This window comes from Chelativorans multitrophicus (genome assembly GCF_011317445.1).
GTDB classification, from domain to species: Bacteria; Pseudomonadota; Alphaproteobacteria; order Rhizobiales; family Rhizobiaceae; genus Chelativorans; species Chelativorans multitrophicus.
The window spans coordinates 1,335,413-1,353,441 of sequence record NZ_JAAAPL010000001.1 but is presented as its reverse complement, the minus strand read 5'-3'; the positions used below and the strand labels follow the sequence as shown (position 1 = coordinate 1,353,441).

Below are 18,029 nucleotides of genomic sequence, written 5' to 3'. Positions count from 1 at the left end.
CACCGGCCACCGGCTATCGCGGGACGTCACGGCAATTGTGCTCCAGAAACTCACCACCCCGGTAGCATGTGGCTGGGTCGCAAGCGCTTACCCCGTTTCATGCGATGCGAGAAGGCGGTAAAATCGAGGCCTTCCGTCTCCTCCACCACGGAAAGCGGCATGGAGATGTTGTCCAGGCTTTCCGAAATGTGGCGTGCAAGCGCGTCCACGAGCTCGGTCTGGTTCGTGCGTCCTCGCATGATGCCGATATGGCAGTCCGGCAGCTTTGGGAAGCCGTCCTTTTCCGCGAGAATCCGCATTCCGGGTCTGAGTGTGCATTCCGGAAGGACGGAGATCGCCGCTCCAGACAGAACCGCAGCGGTGATCACGGTTGCCGAGAAGCTTGTAAAAAGGATTCGATAATCGCGGTTGATTTCGCGCAACGTATCGCAGGCAAGCCGTCGCCAATTGCAGGTTGGCCGTCCAAAAGCCATTGGCAACACTTCACGCTCATGGGTGGAGTGATTGGCCGAACCGACCCACAAGAGCGGCTCGCGCCGCACTGTCTCTGCCCCTTCCTGATCCGTCACCAGGGCAAGATCCACATTGCCTTGCCGGACGTGGTGCACCAGGTTGGCAGTCGGCTCGCAAAGAACCGACATCTCCACACGCGGGTTGGAGTGGGAGAAGCGGGCCATAATCTCCGGCAGGAAACGCTCGGCATAATCATCGGGCATGCCGATCCGCACATGTCCCTCAAGGCTGTCGTCATCGAAGGCAGCCAGCGTTTCGCGATTGAGGCGCAGGAGCCTCCGGGCGTAGAGGAGCAGCCGCTCGCCATCGTCGGTCAGCCGGTTCGAACGGCCGTCTTTCTCGAAGAGCGGCTTCCCTACCCGCTCTTCGAGGCGCCGCATCTGCATGGACACTGCTGATTGTGTTCGATGAACCTCTTCCGCCGCTCGCGTGAAGCTTCCCGTGTCCGCAATGGCGATAAAGGTCGCAAGCTGGTCGAGATCGAGCGGCGCCGACATTGCGGCCTCCTATAAAGGACATTGATGGAAAAGATTAAAAACATTCGTTCGACTAATCAATACCCTTATGAGAGAAGGGCACCGTTCCTGAGTAGGACGGCAGACTGTTCGTCGCGGTAGACCCTTTCCGCGCGACCCATTCGTCGTTTCCAAAAAGCCGCTATTCAGAAATGGCTAAAGGAGATTGCCATGCGTGCAGAACAGACAATCGCGCCGATCACCACCGCCAGGCCGGGTATTGTACTGCGTCTAGCGCGCACGGTATCGGACATGCTGCGTTTATGGTCGAACCGGCGCGCGATGCGCAGATTGAGCGAGCTCTCGGATTGGGAACTCGTGGATATCGGCCTCACCCGCGAGGATATCACGCGAGCCTATGACGGACCCATCTTGAATGATCCGACGCGGCACCTTGAACAGATCGTGCGTGCCCGCGCCAATGAGGAATGCGTGATACGCCGCCGACCCTGATCAACCGTTCATGCAGGCATTTACTCCCATCACGCCGGTTCCCCCCGGCTGCCTGCAAACCTGCCCGGCTCTCTGGAGCCGGGCTTTTTTATTGGGCCGATCCTGATTCGTCCTCTTCTTCCTCCGCCGGGCGGCCGGGAATGACATAAGACCCCGATAGCCATCTATTCAGGTCGATGTCTTTGCAGCGTTTGGAACAAAACGGATAGAACTCGCGCGACGAGGGTTTGCCGCATTCAGGGCAGGGCCGCTTGGGCCGCAGCGGCGTGATCTTTTCAGCCTTTTCAGTCGCACCAGCCATAGGTCAGACTTGTGTCCCCGCCGGCCAGTTCAGATAGGCTTTGAACCCGTCGGCGGCAAGTAAGCTTACCGTTTCATGGAGTGGCAAGCCCACCACATTCGTATAGGAACCGACCAGCTTGACGACGAAGGAGCCGGCCAGGCCCTGAATGGCGTAGCCGCCCGCTTTTCCCCGCCATTCCCCGGACGCGATATAGGCTTCCAGTTCTTCTCGGGAGATGCGCTTGAAGCGCACGCGCGTTTCCACCAGCTTGTGCCGAAGCTTACCGGTTGGGGTGAAAAGGCATATGCCGGTATAGACCCGATGCGAACGGCCCGAAAGAAGACGAAGACAGTTTGATGCCTCATCGGCGATCTCCGTCTTCGGCAATATGCGCCGCCCGACAGCCACCACCGTATCTGCCGCAAGCACGAAGGAATCGCGTTCTTCGCCGTCCTTCCTCAGTCGCTCCAGTGCCTTTTCGGCTTTGCTGCGTGCGAGTCGCTTTGCCAGCGAACGTGGGTGCTCCGCCTTCAGCGGCGTTTCGTCGATTTCCGCCGGAACAAGCCGATTCGGCTCCAGCCCCGCCTGTTGCAGGAGCTGCACCCGCCGGGGCGAAGCCGACGCAAGGATAAGTTTGGTGGGTGCGCTCATTGCCCTGCTAGATAACGCAGCTATTTGAAGCGATAGGTGATCCTGCCCTTGGTCAGGTCATATGGCGTCATTTCCACAAGAACCTTATCGCCAGTCAGAACGCGGATGCGGTTCTTGCGCATGCGGCCCGCAGTATGTGCGATGATCTCATGGTCGTTCTCGAGCTTTACGCGGAACATAGCGTTCGGCAAAAGCTCGGTAACAACACCGGGAAATTCCAGGACTTCTTCCTTCGGCATCCGATACCTTCATTTTGGCGGCACAGTCGACTTGGCCGGTTCTTTCACCGTTGCAGAGCTCGGGAGATTAAGGGGCCAAGCCGAAATCGCGCGGAACCTAGCCCATCCTCCACCATTTGTGAACAAGCAACAGTCATGTTTCGTCAGTGAATGCCAGCCCGAACCTTTCGGCAATTTGCACGGCAATCGCGTTTCGCACGTCCCGGTAGGCGGCCATGATCTGATCACGCGTCCCCTCGACCGCGGAAGGATCGAGTGTCGGCCAGTACTCCACCTCGACAGGCATGGTGCGTGTGAGCTCCAATGCGGCGTGGTGCGCTTCCGGTGCGAGTGTGACGATGAGATCGAAAAACGTGTCCTCCAGTTCCTCCAGCCGGCGCGGCACCCAGTTCTCCAGAGCAAGGTTTTCTTCCGCCAGAACCGAGTCGACAAAGGGATCGCGCGGCCCTTTGCGCACGCCAGCCGAGGCAATGAAGATAGATCTTGGCAGCATGTGCTTTGCAAGCGCTTCGGCCAGGGGCGAGCGGATGGAATTGCGCCCGCAAAGAAAGAGCACCGAGCGTGGCCTCGTGTCCCTCACACCCGATGGCCTTATGCCTGGATGGCCTCCGGAAAACTGCGATGTCATGGTCATCTTCGCCAATGCAACACGCAGATCAAGGTGAAGAGCCGCCGGGCCGTGTTGAAATCCACCTCGATCTTTCCATTGAGGCGATCCATCAATGTCTGTGATCCCTCATTGTGGAGCCCGCGTCTTCCCATGTCTATCGCTTCGATCTGGCTCGGCGTGGCGGATCGGATAGCCTGGTAGTAGCTTTCGCAAACGAGGAAATAATCCTTTACGATGCGCCGGAATGGCGTGAGAGAGAGCATGTGGGTAACGACGGGATCGCCACCCTCTCTCGTCACACTGAGCGCCAGGCGCGAGTCGATCAGCGAGATCTTCAGCCTGTAGGGGCCGCCCGCCTGATCGCCTACAGGATGAAACGTATTTTCCTCGACGAGGTCGAAAATGGCGACCGCACGTTCATGTTCCACATCGGGCGGTGCGCGCCCGACGGTCTCGTCCAGCTCGACATCGATGAGGCGTGCCTTGGCTGAACTCCGCTCGCCCATCGGTTTACCTTGGCAGCCTCTAGGTATTGAGCCGTATCGAGACGGAACGGCCATGCGCCTCCAGGCCTTCAGCCTTCGCGAGAGCAATGGCGGCCGGGCCCAGTACCCGCAGCTGATCCGCGCCGAGCCGAAGTATCGACATGCGCTTCATGAAGTCGAGCACGGAAAGGCCTGAGGAAAAGCGTGCTGAGCGGGCCGTCGGCAATACGTGGTTGGATCCGCCCACATAGTCCCCGATGACCTCAGGCGTGTGGCGGCCGATAAAGGCCGCCCCCGCATTGCGGATACGCGAAAGCAGCACTTCTGCATTCTCCGTCGCCAGCTCCAGATGCTCCGGTGCGATCCGATCAACGAGTTGAGGGACTTCCTCGAAGCTGCGGACGAGAATGACTGCCCCGAAATCACGCCAGCTCGCGCCCGCGATTTCCGACCGGGAAAGCCGCGTAAGCTGCCGCTCGACGGCATCGGACACCGCTTCAGCGAAGTTTGGATCGTCCGTCATGAGGATCGACTGCGCCGCTGCATCATGTTCAGCCTGGGCCAGAAGATCGGCCGCGATCCAGTCAGGATCGTTGTCACGGTCCGCGACGACCAGCACTTCGGAGGGGCCGGCGATCATATCGATACCGACCTGTCCGAAGACCTGCCGCTTTGCGGCGGCTACATAGGCATTTCCTGGGCCGACGATCTTGTAGACGGGGGCGATGCTCTCCGTTCCATAGGCAAGCGCAGCCACGGCCTGTGCGCCGCCGATCCGGTAGATCTCGCTCACGCCCGCCAGATCAGCCGCAACCAGCACAAGAGGATTGATCTCGCCGTCCGGGGAGGGGACCGTCATCACCACGCGCTCGACGCCGGCCACACGGGCCGGTATCGCATTCATGAGCACCGAGCTTGGATAGCTGGCGAGCCCGCCAGGCACATAAAGGCCCACGGCGGTAATCGGCGTCCATCGCCAGCCGAGTTCCACCCCGAGCGGATCGGTGTAGCGCGCATCGGCAGGAAGCTGGCGGCGGTGGTGCGCCTCGATACGGTCCTGCGCGAGCTTCAAGGCTTCAAGCGTCTCGGGATCCGTCTTCCCGTATGCCGCCTCGATCTCCTCGCGCGAAACGCGCATTTGGATCTGCGCAGGATCAAAACGATCGAACCGCCTGGTATAGTCAGCCACGGCTGAATCGCCTTCAGCCCGCACGCGGGCGATAATCTCCCGCACGGCGGTGTCTACTTCCTCGGAAACCTCGCGTTTGGTCGACAAGAAGGCGGCGAAAGCCGTTTCAAAGTCCCTCTCGGCGGTGGAAAGTCTCATCGGCATGCGTGCGCCCTCAATTGCTGTGCCGGGGGCGAACCGGCGTTTCCCAGGCCGCACCTAAATCGCTCAGCCGCGCCTCAATGCACTCCACCTCGAGCTGGACCGTGGCCCCGCCGGAAAAGTCGAGCTCGACCGTTCCCGACGGCGTTTCACCCGGTAAGAACCGGACGGCCAGCAACGAAAGCACTTCTTCCGGCTTAGCCATATCGATGCCGGCGGAGCGGACTGTCAGCACTCGGTCAAACGAAAGTGCGGAAAGCCGCCGCTGGTGAGGCTGCCGGCGGAAGAAGAAGCCTTGCCCTTTGTTTTCCCAAACGAAGCGCCGCATGGCGAGAGTGAAACGCTTTTCGCGCTTTTGGTAGGTGATCTCTCCCACCTTCATTACCGCGTCCTGAACATGCGCGGAAATGATGTTCAGATCTTCCTCATCGAGTGCGGCGAGCTTCAACAGTTCCATCACTCCACTCATATTCCGGGCCGGCGGACCGGTTGGTAGCTCCTGCTGCGGCGGTCAGCCGGAAATGCGCTCAATGTCAGCGCCGCAGCTGGACAGTTTTTCCTCCAGCCGCTCAAAACCGCGATCGAGGTGATATACGCGATTGACGGTGGTTTCGCCCTCGGCTGCCAGGCCTGCGATCAGGAGAGACACCGACGCCCGCAGGTCGGTCGCCATTACGGGCGCACCTTTCAGCCGGTCCACCCCCTCCACGACGGCCTCTTGCCCGGATAGTGAAATGCGCGCGCCGAGGCGCGCCAATTCCTGCACGTGCATGAAGCGGTTCTCGAAGATCGTCTCTGTGATCCGTGAGTTGCCCTTGGCCTTTGTCATCACGGCCATGAATTGAGCCTGCAGGTCGGTGGGAAAGCCGGGGAACGGCTCGGTCGTGATGTCGACCGGGCTGATGCCGTTGCCGTTGCGCCTGATCCTAATGCCGGTATCGGCTCGGGTGATTTCCGCCCCGGTCTGTTGAATGACATCGAGCGCGGTTTCAAGAAGATCGGCCCGCGCCCCTTCAAGCATTACGTCGCCACCCGCCATGGCGACCGCCAACGCATAGGTGCCGGTCTCGATCCGGTCCGGAATGATGCGATGGCGCGCGCCGGAAAGGCTGGTGACGCCTTCAATAGTGATTGTCGGAGTGCCGGCACCGGATATCTTAGCGCCCATGGCGTTGAGGCAGTCGGCAAGATTGACGATCTCCGGCTCTCTTGCGGCATTTTCCAGCACCGTCTGCCCCCTTGCGAGTGACGCGGCCATCATCAGGACATGGGTGGCGCCGACCGACACTTTCGGGAAACGGAACCGCGTCCCAACAAGGCCGTCCTTCGCCCTCGCGATCACGTAGCCGCCTTCGATATCGATCGCAGCTCCCAGGCTGCGCAGGCCCTCGATGAAAAGATCCACCGGGCGCGTGCCAATGGCGCAACCGCCCGGCAGCGAAACTTTCGCCTCGCCCATCCGCGCCAGAAGCGGGCCAATAACCCAGAAGCTCGCCCGCATCTTGGACACGAGTTCATACGGAGCCGTCGTGTCGACGATGCTGCGAGCGGTGAAATGGACGGTGCGCGAATAGCCCTTGTCCTGGTTCTCGCGCCTGCCATTGACGGAGTAGTCCACGCCATGATTGCCGAGAATGCGGATCAGTTGCTCTACATCAGCAAGATGCGGGACATTTTCCAATGTCAGCGTATCGTCAGTCAGAAGAGAAGCGATCATCAGCGGCAGCGCGGCATTCTTCGCCCCGGAGATCGGGATCGTTCCATTGAGCTCGCTGCCCCCGCGGATGCGTATGCGGTCCATGAATGTCTCTTTCCCGGGAGAGAGGGAATCCCGGTGTTGACGGTTGCTGATCTTGCCTCTCCTAGAGCAACCCCGCGGCCGGTTCAAGAAAATGCGTCCGCTGCGTTCCTTGAGCCGAATTCAGTTCTGCCCGGTTTTCCCAGCCGATGGAATTCCGTCTGCCCGTTCGTCGGCGTTGCCGTTGCGGCGCGAGCGGGCCTGGGCCTTTCTGCGCGCCAGATTGGCCCTGAGTTCGGCAGCAAGGCGTTTCTCCCGCTCCTTCTTGGTCTCCGTCTTTTCCTTCATTGTCACTTCTGGCTCCTTTCAGTTTCCCACCTCGGCTTGGCGCTGAAGCGATCTGCACATCCTCCTATATATAATGGAGCTAGCGCTTGCGCTGCGGCGATCGATATGGCAGAAGGCCGCCCGAACGCGACGCTGCCGTAGCTCAGTGGTAGAGCACTCCCTTGGTAAGGGATCGCCTTTTTCATCTAAGCACCTGTCTTTGTTAGGATTTCTGTGGCGGCGTCAGGGCCTTGGGCCGCTAGTGGGCCAGTAAGCCGGTTTGTGACTGTTCTGTCCTTCATCGCATGCCCGTAGATGTCGATAACGATCTGTGGGCTTTCCCAGCCACCAAGCCACGCCACAGTTACGGGGTCTACACCGGCCCTTAGAAGCCCGGTGGCAAAGCCATGCCGCAATGCATGCGGTGTGAGTGGTTTTATCCCCGCCCTCTTGATGGACGCCTTCCAGGCCGACTTGACGCTGTGGCGGCTGGAGTAGCCAAACACCTTTCCACCCCTGTCTGTGGTCAGGTTCGCCAATCTCACCACCAGATGGGGCGGCAAATGCACCACGTGGTCATGGCCGTTCTTCGTCTTCCATAGGACAGCTTCACGCCTCTGGAAATCTATGGTCTTCCAATGCAAGTCGGTCAGGCTGCTTAGGCGCGCACCCGTCAGATAACCGAAAACAGCCAACGCCCCCAGATGTGGCGGCGCTTCCTTCTCGAAAGCCAGTACCCAATCCCAATCAGCTTCATCCCGATGCTTTTTGGGTACCTTGAACCGCTCCACTTTCCGTAGCGGCGGGCACAACTCCAGGCTGGCAGCGTGATTGATGACTGCCACGGTTGGCGTGATGAACTGGCGGTTGCGTGTAGATGGCGAGGCTTTGGGGTAGACCTTGATGGCCGCAAGCCGGATGGCACCCGCCGTGATGTCCTTGACCAGTGTTTCCTTCCAATGCTCCAAGACGGGGACTAGGAAGCGGTCAGATTTCCCCGCATCGAGATAAAGCGTCACGGCGTGCGCGAATGTCAGGACCGAGGCCGGTCCATCGAGATCACGTTTGAAGGCTTGCGCTTCCGCTCTGTTGGCGAGCCGCTGGGCGATTTCTTTGTCAGTCGTTTTAGCGCTTGCGTGTAGGCGTCTTCCGGCAACCGTGCCACGGTACCACCAGACTTCACCGCGCTTGTAGAGCTTGAGCGGCATGGACGGCTTGCCTCCAGAATTGCTTCAATATCGTCTGTCGTCAGGAGCATACGATTGCCGATAATCCGGCACGCGCCAAGGTGTCTTGCCATCTCCCGCACGCGGCGCGGGGACCAGCCCGTTTCTGCGGCAAACTCTTCCGGCGTGACCAGTGCGGGTAGGAAAGCAGCCTTCGTCATCCCCGCCCGTCCCCTTCGAGTGCGCGGCGGTCTGCTTTCAGGGAGCGGATTGCGGCAGCACCCTTTTCCTTCGCGTTGTTCTGAGCCAAGGTGTAAAGAGTGTATGCCTCCGGTGTCCATCCAACCCACGGAACACCGGGTTTCCCGTATCTCCCTTCGCATGGCAATGAAGAAACCACCCCCGCTGCCCTTTCCAGGGTCTCGTCGTCTAGCTGTCCGGGGGCGAGTATGCGATAGCCTGCGGCGGTGAGTGCCGCAATCTGCTGGTCTACGGCAAACTCCAGTTTACGACCTCGAATGGGGAGATGTAGGAGTCCGTTCGTCAAGATGTCGCGCGCGCTCATCGCCCACTCTCCTCGTCCTGCTCGTCAGTCGAGAAAATCCATCTCGCTGTGCTACTCACCTGGAAGCCGCGCTCGCAAGACGGGCATTCAACGTCATGTGTGTGGTTCTCATCGTAGAGAAACCACGCCTCGTTGCGGTCGATATCGAAGTCGATGCCGCAATGCGGGCACTTGGGCGCGGCGGTTGCGGAGAATTCCCAGGGCCGGCCTTCTTTCAATGCTTTCAATGGTTCACTCATCGCCCGCTCTCCTCACCTTGGCCTGTATCCTGGTCGGATAGGGCGCGGAGGGTTGCTAAGAGAAGAGCGATGGCGGGGGTAGCGCCCGTGGCGGCAGAATCGACGTGAGGGCCGCATATCTCAGCCCTGCCATACGTCCGGCCACCACCGCTGAGATATGCCACCTCGATGTCAACGAAACCGTTGTCGAGAAGGAGCGTGGCAAGCCACAGAGCGTCATCAACCTTCGTGGTGAAGCACCGGTAGGTGTGAGGATCGGCCCCGCTGTCGTCGTCGCGTTGGCGCAGGACCGATATCTGTGGGACCAGAGCCGTTGCTATTGCCACGTCGAGTGCGTAGCTAGGCCCTTCCGTTTCCAGTCGCTCGATCAGTTCCCGCAGATCACCCATCGCGGCCCTCCATTTTGAGGGCGGCGCGGCCGCGTATGATGGCCGAGGCGATGCTGTCGCCGCACCATTCGACAGTGCCATCCGCCTCTTCCCATCGCGCCCAGAATGGCGGTGTTTCCGGGTGCGCGCGGCATCGAACGATCGGCGTTCCACCTATGTTGGATGGGCTATAGATCGACTCGCCCGTAAAGCCGACAATCTCCCACTCCACGCCGTCAGCGTGGAACCGATCACCGGTACTCACCTCCACCGTACCGGCGCTGCCCGTCAGCCTACTCCGCATCGCCACCTCCTGCTGTAGGGGCGGCGTCCTTCATCGCTTCTGCCCGTTCCTTGGCAGCTGCGAGAGCTTCGTGTTCCGTATCGAATAGGATGACTTCATCATCATCGTCATCAGGGTTGAGCGTCGGTGATCGAAATGCAAACTTATCGGGGCCGTTATAGCTGCTCCGAAGAAGGCAAACGCAGAAATCCGGCACATTACGCAGCGCCTCGTGCGGAGAGTCGCCGCTGTCTTCGGGGTCGAAGTCGCGCCACCACCAGTCCGGCTCGCTCGGCACCGCCTGCTCCGGCTTGCCTGCCGTGAGGGCATCGCGCAGTGTATGCGCAGCGTCGGTGTCCTTGGTCGGCATCTGATGGCCGCACACATCGCAGGCTAGAAATCCACTATCAAGGTACAGCAAGGCCACCTTGGCCGCTGACTCCAACTCCTCCCGGTTCGGCTTGCCTGCCGTGAGGGCGGAGCCGAAGGGTTCATTTGGATATATGCGCTCGTCTCCTATTACCGGCTCTCCGGCATTGGCTTCCGCTCTGGCGAGGGCTCCGTCTAGCGCTTCGGCGGCCTCGGCTACGACCTGTCCGAGAACATCATTACCACGATCAGCAAGATAGGCGCGCTGGGCCTCCCGCAGTGCCTTAGCAGTCTCTAGCACTTCCGCGTAACGGGACGCTCCCGCTTCGTCCTTAAGCATTTCTATGGGATGCCTTGCTTGGGCGAGAGCGGCTTCAGCGTCGCCAGCTAATCGGTCAATAATCGGAAGCCAGTCAGCCCGTTTATCTCCTTCCTGGCATCTAATACGGATCGCCTTTAATGCGCGCAGAGCATCCGTCACCCGTGCTTCGGTGGCCTTGCGGCACCGAGCATGGAAAAGACCGATCCTGACCGCCTCGTCCCGTTCCCACTTCAGCCGCAAGATTTCCTGCTCTCCCATCACCTCCCGGCCCTCGGCATTGGCTTCCGCTCTGGCGAGGGCAGCGGCTTCGAGTGCTTCTATGTACGAAAGCAGAGCTTTGGCATAAGGACCGTAGTCAAAACCGGTATCTCTGGCTTCAAATGCCTTTTGCACCAATTCAGGGCGGTCACTCATCCCCGCCTCCCTTCACAAGCGAGCGGGCGATGGCGGACTCAACCACTGTCGCATCAGGTATGAGCGCCCATGCTAGGCACTCGCCCTCTATGCGGTAGTAGCAGTTTTCATATTCGAAGTTCGCGTTGTCATAGAACCAGCCCGTGACGGGGCACCCGTCATCGTGCATATCCTCGCAGTTCGGGTCGCCGCAGCCGTCTTCGAATTCCAGAGGATAGCTGTTCAGATAATACGCCGGCATGGTGAAATTCTTACCTGTGTGGCGACTCCTCATCATGATGATGCATGCCTCCATGTTGCCCCTAGCGACATCCGGCACCTCACTCCCCGCCTTGAATTCGAGCGCCACACGCTCCGCGAGCCGGTCGCGCTCAGATTCGGCATTCTTCGCCTCTGCCTCCAGGTTCATGGAGAGCGTTTCCAATTCACGAACCCTCTGGTTCGCTACCATCAGCTTTCCAATGGTCTCAGCCAGCTTGGCACGGAACTCATCCCGCTCCCCCTCCAGCGCCGCGTTGCTCTCTAGGAGGGTGCTGAGGGCTTGGGTGGCTTCATCGACGGCTAATTCGATGTTGATGTTCCCGGGATAACACCGGTCCCATCCTTCCAGCCGCGCAATCAGCCCCGCATAGTCTGGTGTGGTGGTCATTGCTGTGCCTCGTAAATCGGCCTTGGCCCGGGAACGGGGAGCTTCGGTGCCCGCTCCTTCTTGGCAAAGCCTTGTGATTGGATCTTCACCTTCGCCCTGGTCTTCATGCCCATGAACTGCTGGCGAACGGTCTTCGCTGCTGTCGGGGTATCTCTGTTCCGTGTTTTCCAGCCATGGCAGCGTGGGCAGACAGCGCGGCAGTTCTCCAGGCTGTTGTCCTTAGAATTGGCATCGAGAATGTAGTGGTCGTATTCGACGCCAAGACTTAGGTCTGCGGTGCAGCGCTGGCCTTCTGGAAGGCCGTACCAATCCCCGACAGCCTCACAGCGTTTGCCGGAGCGCTTGAGGGCTTCCTTGCGGGTCTTGGTGGTGAACTCCTTGCGGGCCATCATGCTAGCTCCCACAGTTCGCCACGGCGGTAGCTGGTATAGGTGAGCCAATCCATGGCTCCGCGACCCGTGTTGCACTGGTAGCAAGCTAGAGCGAGGTTATCGCGGCGACTTGTACCTCCTTCGCTTTGCCTACGAAGGTGCTCTAGCGTTTCTGATGTCGGTAATGGCTTCCGCTTCTTGGTCGTGACAATAGGCGGCGTCAAACTCACGCCGCAGTAACAACACCGGCGTCCCTGCCTCTCTCTCAGGATGGTTCTCAGGGCATCTTTCGCCATTACCGCACCTCGCGCAGATAATTGGCGTACTGCCTGCCGAACTCGTCTTCGAAAGCCTGGGACAGTTCCCGCTCCAGATCGCGTAGGATGACGTATTCATTCAAAAGCCGGGTCATGCGCTCCTTGGCTTCTGCGTCGGGATCTACAGGAGCGCGGCGCGTGTGAGGTTTGATCTGGAGGGTCTTGGTCATGCGGCGACCCTCCGCTCATGGCGGTAACGCTGCGGCTTCCTTCCTTCGTACCAAAACATCACTCGCGGCGGCTCGTTGAACACGGCGAGTGTCAAGGAGCCCGGATAGCGGCGTGCGGACTTCCGCAATGTTCTGCCGCTCTGAGAGGCTGTATCAACGATCAACAGCGTCCCGTGATCCGGGGCTTTGGCTCCAAACGGAATGAACGGGACTCTAAGAATATGGGAGGCATAGACTGCCGCAACCGCGCCAGATCTACCTGGGCCAGTCACCGCCCCAACCCAAGTATATTCTGCTGACCGCAGCGCTGTTTGCAGCCTCGTGCGGAACTCCAGTTCTGAAACGACGCGCGTCATGCGGCCCTCGCTTGCGGCACATAACCGTATTTCTCTGCCAGCCAGCGCTGAGCGATATTGAAAAATTCGGACATTTCCGCTTCGTTCATTCGGTCGAAAGCGATGGATCCGGGAATGGCGACCGTCAGATTGCCTACCTTCACCAAGTCAACAATGCCAAGCTCCAGCTTCATCGCCTCGTGAAGGCGCTCGGCAGAAGCCGCGCATTCCGTGGCCGCGACGACTTCATGCAACATAGACCAGTATGCCCTTAGGCGGGGGAGGCTGCGGAAGGCCTTGATATCGACCTTCACGCGCTGTCCCTGCGCCACGCCATCAAGGGCGCGCAAATCCATGTCCATCTCTGGCACGAGATTGTTTCCGCGTCTGATGAAGGCATAGATCGGCTTTTCTGACTGTTTCCCCGCCATCGCCGCTGCTCCTAGAAAGGCAATGGGTCGTCGTCCAGATCGTCGTGGACGTAACCGCTTTGCTCAGGCTGATGGTTGTTGACCACATCGGATATTTGCCGTGCATCGAGCATCTGAAGCTCGCCGCGATACTTCTGCAGGACAATCTCGGTCGTGTATTTGTCGTTACCCTGCTGGTCCTGCCATTTGCGGGTTTGCAGAGAGCCTTCAACAAAGACCTTCATGCCCTTGCGCAGGAACTGCTCAGCAACCTTGGCGATCATCTCATTGAAGATCACCACGTTGTGCCATTGCGTGTTTTCCTTGCGCTCACCCGTATTCTTGTCGCGCCAAGTCTCGGCGGTCGCGATTCGTAGGTTCACTACCGGTGAACCGTTGTTCAGGCGGCGGACCTCGGGGTCTGCCCCAAGGTTCCCAATGAGGAATACGCGATTCAGTGATCCAGCCATGATGATTATCCTGCCATTGTGTAGTCGATTGGTTCTTTGGCCGCTTCGGCGCGGAGCTGAAGCCGCCGCTTCTCAAGCTCTTCCTTGACGAGCGCCTTCCAGCTTTCCGGCCACTTGTCGTCGTCGGCCTTCTTGCGCCACATCTCGGCTAGTTGCTTGAGACCCGCGCCTGTGTGGACCTCCAGCAATTCCTGCTGGAACTCGTCCCAAACCTTTTCTTGCCGAAGGGAATACGGAGTGCGGGTTCCGTCCTCGCGCCAGCCAGTTTCGGGCCTGCCGTTGGCCTTCCGTGGCGGTTCTGAGTTGGAGCCGGCTGCTTCCTCCGCGAATTCCTGCTGCATGGTGTTGACGTATTTGTTGTCGTCAAACATGCCCATATGCACGTCTGCGCCGACACCAAGCAGCTTGAACGCGTTGGTTAGAGCGTCCGTGAAGGCCTTCTTAAAAGCCTCATCGTCGTTTTCCCAGCGCTCGGGCCGGTTGTATTGCGTGTTCGCCTTGATGTGAGTGACAACCTTGTCTCCACCGACACCGAAGACCGCGCGGCGCTCTCCATCCCACATGTACCAGCCAGAGACGGTGCAGTAGACGAGGACTTCCCTGTTGTCGCCGGGAACAACTTGGAAAACTGGCTCGTTCACGCCCCAGCCGGTTCCGCATGGGCCGAACTCTTCCGTCAAGCGGCGGTATGACCACATTGGCTTGATCGCCGTACCGGAGAAGCCGCCGCCGCGCTTGAACCGTGTCGTGTGCTTGGGGTCGGTTCGCCCCAGAATATCCCAAAGCTTAGTATTCTCGCTCATTGTCTCAATCCACGTATGCGATTTCGAGTTCGGCCATTGCCTGCGGTGACGTGGCTGTGTCGCGTAGAAGCTGAGCCATGCAGCCTGCGCAGGCGGTGAAACCTTGCTGGGTGTATTTGAGCATCCGCCGCATGGTCGCGACGGGATAGGTAACCTTGTGAATCGCCAGCTTCTTTCGCCCAAGATCCCAAAGGGCATAGGGCGTCGTCACCAGTTCCTCGCCGTCGAGCGCGAACTGTGTGATTGTGTAATCGAAGCTGTCGATTACCTCTTCGGCACTGGCGTAAAACCTAAAGCGGATAGCCTGGATATCGATGGGTAAATCACTACCCTCAATTGTGCCTCTCCAGTGCTTATGATGCTCTGTTTCGCGCACAAGCTTCAGCGTGTCCGGTAGGTTCTTCTCCCACTCGGCCAAATGATCGGCATCACGAAAGAAGAAGTCGAAATCGCTGTCGAGAGACTGACGGATGAGTGTCCCGCGGATCGCGCCGCCTGCGCACCACGCCCCGTTCTGGACCTTGCCAAGGATACGCATCAGGTCAGCGGTATCGCTGCCGGAGCGCTCGCAAAATTCCGGAAAGTTAAACCTCAAAGTGCTCATCGGTTCACCCGCCTTAATTCGTCTTCCAGAAATCGTGAGAGTTGCCACGGCGCATCCTTGGGGCCGTAAAGCTCGATCAATTCGCGGATGATGCAGCGGGCCTCATACTCTGTTCGCCCTGGCTGCTTTTCGAACACGCTAGGTTCGTCCAGCCTTTGTGCTGTCTCAGCCATTGCTCTCTCCTGACAGCTTCACCAATTGCGCGCGAAGCTCTTGGATTCTCTTGGTGTTGGCGTATTTGCCGTCTCGGAGATCGTTCGGGAGGTTTGCTGCCTCTGCGAGATCGAGGGCTTCATGGAAGAGATCGGCCCTGACGTATTCCGTGCAGCCGTTCTGCTCCCGGCTTTCACCGACAACAGTCAGATACGGCTTGCCGGATGGGAGAGAGACGCCACCGCCACGGACGCGCGCCCAGATCCGTTCGGGCATTCCGCTGTGTTCTGCTTGGGAGGCGTGTTGGAGGGATCGGGTCATGCGGCCTCCTCCTCCACCCTGCGTCTTAAAGCCTCGAATGTACGTTCGGTGCAGAAGATCACCCGGCCCTTCACGGCCACCGTCTCATCATCGACCGTGATTGCTTCACCGGAACGCTCGTCAGTGATTGTAGTGCCAGCGTCCACCTGCATCACGTGCATAGACCCGATAGGAACAGTGTGGTATTCAGACGGGGAGAGGGTCATGGGCGCTTCCCCTCGGCTTTAGCTATGGCTTTGTCAGCTATGGCTTTGATGTTCCGATAGGTTTCCGCTCGCCTCGTGCCACAAGGGCCGGGGTGAACAAAATAGTCGTCGCATGGGTGCGTGCATGAGCACCGATGCGAGGAAATCTCAGCGTCGAGTGATCGTGCTATTTTCTTTAGCGCCTCCAGCATCTCGGGGGCGGCGGCCATGATTTTTCTACCCCCTCCGCGCGAGTGGTCTAACCCCCAATGCGCTACGACATCCGGTGGCGTCTTTGGGTGCATAAGTCTGCTCACGCCACTTCCCTCTCGACTTCCAGAAGCACGTCCAGCACCTTGTCATCCGCTTCGATGCGCTCTGCGATCAGAGCGGCCATCTGCCGGAACATGCTCATTTGGCTGCGGTAGAGATTGACGCCGTTGACGTAGACGTCTGTGACGCAAACAATGCGTTCGCCGGTCTTCGCATCCCAATCGAGGCAGCAATCGGCTTCGCCTTCGATGTCCATCAGGACGGGCTTGTCAGTGTCGGGATCGGTGATTGTCTCACAAAACGGAAGTCTCATATCCGTTCTCCTCATTCGAAACTGATGTTCTGAACGTGCTGGCAGAACTCATCGCCAGCTTCGGCTTCGATCAATTGCAGGGCCACCAGCTCTGCCTGTGCGCGGATCAGGGAAAGCGCCTCCGAAATGTTGACGCCGTTCTGAACCGCGACATCCTTCACTCTCGGGAGAAACACGGCGTCGGGGACGACTGCCCCGCATACGCCTGCGGCTATCGCCATGAACGCCGCTTCCTCGATTGGATCGGAATGGGCGGGGTTCTCGAATGCGCCTACCCATATTGCGCTAGCGAGGGTCACTGCTGAAATCCGCTTAAGCATCTCGCTCTCCTCTCTCGGCAAAGCCGTCTCTGCCGGGGTTAGGCGTGGCCGTCGCCGTCATGGCTGTAAACACGGGTGTTCCACGCTTGAATTGCCTCTGAACGAGTGTCCTTGGCCGGACCATCCGCGTGACAGTCCCGGCAGACAACGAAGTAGATGCTGACGAACCCGTAGTGAGAGGCGCTGTCCTGGGTGCGGCGCGATCCGCAGAAGGGGCAGGGCTTTCGGTCGTAGGGCATCGGTTCGTTTCCCGTTCAACAATTGTCATCATATACGGAAAAAAACGCATTGCAAGCGGAAATGCGGAAAAATTCGGAAATTGTTTTGCGGAAGGCGGAAAAGTCCGCTACATAGTCCGCATGAAGAAACGTAAGAAGAACGTTCCCTTTGCCGCCCGACGATTCGCTTTCAGGCGTGATGTGTGGCTGCGCAACCTGCTGTGTTCGGATCTTCCCTCGGGCGCTAAGGTCGTGGGCGCGCGGCTCTCGCTTTACATGAATGAGGGCAAGCAGTCGGCGTTCCCCACCCATGACAAGCTTGGAGAAGAGTGCGGACTATCCGGGCGTCAGGTCAGGGATCATTTGCAGAAATTGGAGGGCGAACGCTGGGTGCTCATTAAGCATGTTCGCAACGCCGGAAACCATTACTGGCTCCGGTATTGGTGGGATGAATAACGGAAGTGCACCGCCGTTATTTAACGGAAGTGCACCGCCGTTGAATAACACAAGCTGAATAACACAAGCTCTTTATCTCTAGTTATTGGGCTCTGAGATAGAAGGGTAAGCTCTAGGGGAATTTTGGGTTAAAGACGCTCAATACGACCCCCTTCACCACCACATAGAAGGCTTCGTCTCCACCTAGAATGAGCGGTTTATAAATCGGGTTCGAGCTGCGGGGGTGCAATACCGTCTTGCCGTTCTCGAAAGACACCTTTTTCAGGGTTGTCTCGGACTTCCCGTGCTCCATGGCTTCGACATGGACAAGCATCCCTGGCTTGAGTGTCAGCCCGCTATCGCCAAAATCAACGCAGACCACAAAGGACCCATCTGGTGCCTCCAGGTCCATGCTATCCCCCGCCACGGCCAATGCGTATTGCTTCGCATGCAGGAATCGCCTGTCTTTTGCGACGGGGATAGTCCCCTGATCATCGTGCTCCAACATGTATGTTTCAATCCAAGCTCCCGCGCGTATCGTTCCAATGACGGGCATCTCGGACAAATCATTTTCGAGGGCAACCTCTTTTAACGTTGACGGCTCGTTAAGATCACCCCCGAGTTTTTCGGCAATTTTTTCCAGATCCTCAGCCTTGAGGCTGCGCTTCCGCCCAATGAGGTAGTCGCGCACATAGTCCTTGTCGCGACCGATTTCCCGCGACAGCCGGGCGGCTGTGAAACCCGCATCTCGAATGGCCTCGGCCAGTTTTTCCGGCGTCAGTTTTGGCATGCGCGGAATCTATATTCGCAAG

Annotated in this window: 33 protein-coding genes and 1 tRNA gene; 3 read left to right on the top strand and 31 right to left on the bottom strand. The window is 58.9% G+C overall.

Translation table 11 applies throughout. The features are described from left to right. Positions 1-50: 50 nt before the first annotated feature. A complete protein-coding gene (locus GNP00_RS06720) occupies positions 51-1,010 on the bottom strand; it encodes a LysR substrate-binding domain-containing protein (protein WP_011579531.1) in 960 nt (319 codons plus the stop codon). Between the two features lie 189 nt (positions 1,011-1,199). Here GNP00_RS06720 and GNP00_RS06715 point away from each other — a divergent pair, with 189 nt between their 5' ends. Beyond that, positions 1,200-1,481, top strand: coding sequence for a DUF1127 domain-containing protein (locus tag GNP00_RS06715; protein WP_011579532.1), 282 nt, complete (start codon positions 1,200-1,202; stop codon positions 1,479-1,481). Positions 1,482-1,569: 88 nt separating this feature from the next. Here GNP00_RS06715 and yacG read toward each other — a convergent pair whose 3' ends face one another. The 9 genes from yacG to GNP00_RS06670 form a co-directional block, all read right to left on the bottom strand. Continuing rightward, entirely contained in the window at positions 1,570-1,782 is a 213-nt protein-coding gene (gene yacG / locus GNP00_RS06710; RefSeq protein WP_011579533.1) for a DNA gyrase inhibitor YacG, read from the bottom strand. A 3-nt stretch (positions 1,783-1,785) separates the two neighbouring features. Continuing rightward, entirely contained in the window at positions 1,786-2,415 is a 630-nt protein-coding gene (locus GNP00_RS06705) for a Maf-like protein (RefSeq protein ID WP_011579534.1), read from the bottom strand. Positions 2,416-2,435: 20 nt separating this feature from the next. Then, a complete protein-coding gene (gene infA, locus GNP00_RS06700) occupies positions 2,436-2,654 on the bottom strand; it encodes a translation initiation factor IF-1 (RefSeq protein WP_011579535.1) in 219 nt (72 codons plus the stop codon). Between the two features lie 133 nt (positions 2,655-2,787). Beyond that, positions 2,788-3,288: an arsenate-mycothiol transferase ArsC gene (locus GNP00_RS06695; protein ID WP_011579536.1), complete on the bottom strand. Its 501-nt coding sequence runs from the start codon at positions 3,286-3,288 to the stop codon at positions 2,788-2,790. After that, entirely contained in the window at positions 3,285-3,770 is a 486-nt protein-coding gene (locus GNP00_RS06690) for a UPF0262 family protein (RefSeq protein ID WP_011579537.1), read from the bottom strand. Before GNP00_RS06690 ends, GNP00_RS06695 begins: the two co-directional genes overlap by 4 nt. Positions 3,771-3,789: 19 nt before the next feature. Continuing rightward, positions 3,790-5,082 carry a histidinol dehydrogenase gene (gene hisD / locus GNP00_RS06685; RefSeq protein WP_011579538.1) on the bottom strand — a complete coding sequence of 431 codons (1,293 nt, stop codon included), beginning with the start codon at positions 5,080-5,082 and terminating at the stop codon, positions 3,790-3,792. Positions 5,083-5,092: 10 nt separating this feature from the next. Further along, positions 5,093-5,536 (bottom strand): DUF2948 family protein, encoded by a 444-nt coding sequence (locus GNP00_RS06680; protein ID WP_041544372.1) that lies wholly within the window; start codon positions 5,534-5,536, stop codon positions 5,093-5,095. Positions 5,537-5,590: 54 nt separating this feature from the next. Continuing rightward, positions 5,591-6,880, bottom strand: a complete 1,290-nt coding sequence (gene murA, locus GNP00_RS06675) for a UDP-N-acetylglucosamine 1-carboxyvinyltransferase (RefSeq protein WP_011579540.1) — start codon at positions 6,878-6,880, stop codon at positions 5,591-5,593. A gap of 120 nt (positions 6,881-7,000) precedes the next feature. After that, positions 7,001-7,165 carry a hypothetical protein gene (locus GNP00_RS06670; protein ID WP_011579541.1) on the bottom strand — a complete coding sequence of 55 codons (165 nt, stop codon included), beginning with the start codon at positions 7,163-7,165 and terminating at the stop codon, positions 7,001-7,003. Positions 7,166-7,296: 131 nt separating this feature from the next. On the opposite strand from GNP00_RS06670, the gene GNP00_RS06665 reads away from it, so the two are divergent. Beyond that, positions 7,297-7,387: transfer RNA gene (locus GNP00_RS06665), tRNA-Thr, on the top strand. Here the strand turns inward: GNP00_RS06665 and GNP00_RS06660 are convergent. From GNP00_RS06660 to GNP00_RS23840, 20 genes are all read right to left on the bottom strand, one after another. After that, positions 7,351-8,352: a tyrosine-type recombinase/integrase gene (locus GNP00_RS06660; protein ID WP_011579542.1), complete on the bottom strand. Its 1,002-nt coding sequence runs from the start codon at positions 8,350-8,352 to the stop codon at positions 7,351-7,353. The two genes, GNP00_RS06665 and GNP00_RS06660, sit on opposite strands and share 37 nt — an antisense overlap. 175 nt (positions 8,353-8,527) lie before the next feature. After that, entirely contained in the window at positions 8,528-8,875 is a 348-nt protein-coding gene (locus GNP00_RS06655; RefSeq protein ID WP_011579543.1) for a hypothetical protein, read from the bottom strand. Further along, positions 8,872-9,114 (bottom strand): hypothetical protein, encoded by a 243-nt coding sequence (locus GNP00_RS06650; protein ID WP_011579544.1) that lies wholly within the window; start codon positions 9,112-9,114, stop codon positions 8,872-8,874. The genes GNP00_RS06655 and GNP00_RS06650 overlap by 4 nt, the downstream gene beginning before the upstream one ends. Next, positions 9,111-9,503: a hypothetical protein gene (locus tag GNP00_RS06645; protein ID WP_166015794.1), complete on the bottom strand. Its 393-nt coding sequence runs from the start codon at positions 9,501-9,503 to the stop codon at positions 9,111-9,113. The genes GNP00_RS06650 and GNP00_RS06645 overlap by 4 nt, the downstream gene beginning before the upstream one ends. Further along, on the bottom strand, positions 9,496-9,786 hold the full coding sequence (locus tag GNP00_RS06640; protein WP_041544374.1) for a hypothetical protein: 291 nt from the start codon (positions 9,784-9,786) through the stop codon (positions 9,496-9,498). The genes GNP00_RS06645 and GNP00_RS06640 overlap by 8 nt, the downstream gene beginning before the upstream one ends. Beyond that, on the bottom strand, positions 9,776-10,852 hold the full coding sequence (locus GNP00_RS06635; RefSeq protein WP_207634018.1) for a hypothetical protein: 1,077 nt from the start codon (positions 10,850-10,852) through the stop codon (positions 9,776-9,778). Before GNP00_RS06635 ends, GNP00_RS06640 begins: the two co-directional genes overlap by 11 nt. 10 nt (positions 10,853-10,862) lie before the next feature. After that, positions 10,863-11,519 (bottom strand): hypothetical protein, encoded by a 657-nt coding sequence (locus GNP00_RS06630; protein ID WP_011579548.1) that lies wholly within the window; start codon positions 11,517-11,519, stop codon positions 10,863-10,865. Next, on the bottom strand, positions 11,516-11,911 hold the full coding sequence (locus GNP00_RS06625; RefSeq protein ID WP_246263707.1) for an HNH endonuclease signature motif containing protein: 396 nt from the start codon (positions 11,909-11,911) through the stop codon (positions 11,516-11,518). The genes GNP00_RS06630 and GNP00_RS06625 overlap by 4 nt, the downstream gene beginning before the upstream one ends. After that, positions 11,908-12,186 carry an HNH endonuclease gene (locus tag GNP00_RS23845; protein ID WP_083764403.1) on the bottom strand — a complete coding sequence of 93 codons (279 nt, stop codon included), beginning with the start codon at positions 12,184-12,186 and terminating at the stop codon, positions 11,908-11,910. Before GNP00_RS23845 ends, GNP00_RS06625 begins: the two co-directional genes overlap by 4 nt. Further along, on the bottom strand, positions 12,186-12,377 hold the full coding sequence (locus GNP00_RS06615) for a hypothetical protein (protein ID WP_041544375.1): 192 nt from the start codon (positions 12,375-12,377) through the stop codon (positions 12,186-12,188). The genes GNP00_RS23845 and GNP00_RS06615 overlap by 1 nt, the downstream gene beginning before the upstream one ends. Before the next feature lie 352 nt (positions 12,378-12,729). Continuing rightward, complete coding sequence (locus GNP00_RS06610; RefSeq protein WP_011579551.1) at positions 12,730-13,143, bottom strand: hypothetical protein; 414 nt, start codon at positions 13,141-13,143, stop codon at positions 12,730-12,732. A gap of 11 nt (positions 13,144-13,154) precedes the next feature. Further along, the gene (gene ssb / locus GNP00_RS06605; protein WP_011579552.1) at positions 13,155-13,592 is read right to left on the bottom strand and encodes a single-stranded DNA-binding protein; all 438 of its coding nucleotides are present in this window, start codon (positions 13,590-13,592) and stop codon (positions 13,155-13,157) included. A gap of 5 nt (positions 13,593-13,597) precedes the next feature. Further along, positions 13,598-14,395: a hypothetical protein gene (locus tag GNP00_RS06600; protein WP_049764598.1), complete on the bottom strand. Its 798-nt coding sequence runs from the start codon at positions 14,393-14,395 to the stop codon at positions 13,598-13,600. A 4-nt stretch (positions 14,396-14,399) separates the two neighbouring features. Further along, a complete protein-coding gene (locus GNP00_RS06595) occupies positions 14,400-14,999 on the bottom strand; it encodes a Gabija anti-defense Gad2 family protein (protein ID WP_041544377.1) in 600 nt (199 codons plus the stop codon). Next, on the bottom strand, positions 14,996-15,172 hold the full coding sequence (locus tag GNP00_RS06590) for a hypothetical protein (RefSeq protein WP_157037999.1): 177 nt from the start codon (positions 15,170-15,172) through the stop codon (positions 14,996-14,998). The genes GNP00_RS06595 and GNP00_RS06590 overlap by 4 nt, the downstream gene beginning before the upstream one ends. Then, on the bottom strand, positions 15,165-15,473 hold the full coding sequence (locus tag GNP00_RS06585) for a hypothetical protein (protein ID WP_157038000.1): 309 nt from the start codon (positions 15,471-15,473) through the stop codon (positions 15,165-15,167). Before GNP00_RS06585 ends, GNP00_RS06590 begins: the two co-directional genes overlap by 8 nt. Continuing rightward, the gene (locus GNP00_RS06580) at positions 15,470-15,679 is read right to left on the bottom strand and encodes a hypothetical protein (protein WP_041544381.1); all 210 of its coding nucleotides are present in this window, start codon (positions 15,677-15,679) and stop codon (positions 15,470-15,472) included. The genes GNP00_RS06585 and GNP00_RS06580 overlap by 4 nt, the downstream gene beginning before the upstream one ends. Before the next feature lie 292 nt (positions 15,680-15,971). After that, a complete protein-coding gene (locus tag GNP00_RS06575; RefSeq protein ID WP_011579555.1) occupies positions 15,972-16,244 on the bottom strand; it encodes a hypothetical protein in 273 nt (90 codons plus the stop codon). 11 nt (positions 16,245-16,255) lie between these two features. Continuing rightward, positions 16,256-16,564, bottom strand: coding sequence for a hypothetical protein (locus tag GNP00_RS06570; RefSeq protein WP_011579556.1), 309 nt, complete (start codon positions 16,562-16,564; stop codon positions 16,256-16,258). 38 nt (positions 16,565-16,602) lie between these two features. After that, entirely contained in the window at positions 16,603-16,803 is a 201-nt protein-coding gene (locus GNP00_RS23840) for a Lar family restriction alleviation protein (RefSeq protein ID WP_041544383.1), read from the bottom strand. Between the two features lie 120 nt (positions 16,804-16,923). On the opposite strand from GNP00_RS23840, the gene GNP00_RS23835 reads away from it, so the two are divergent. Beyond that, positions 16,924-17,238 (top strand): hypothetical protein, encoded by a 315-nt coding sequence (locus GNP00_RS23835; RefSeq protein WP_041544384.1) that lies wholly within the window; start codon positions 16,924-16,926, stop codon positions 17,236-17,238. A gap of 112 nt (positions 17,239-17,350) precedes the next feature. Here GNP00_RS23835 and GNP00_RS06555 read toward each other — a convergent pair whose 3' ends face one another. Further along, a complete protein-coding gene (locus tag GNP00_RS06555) occupies positions 17,351-18,007 on the bottom strand; it encodes a LexA family protein (RefSeq protein ID WP_011579558.1) in 657 nt (218 codons plus the stop codon). Between the last annotated feature and the right edge of the window lie 22 nt (positions 18,008-18,029).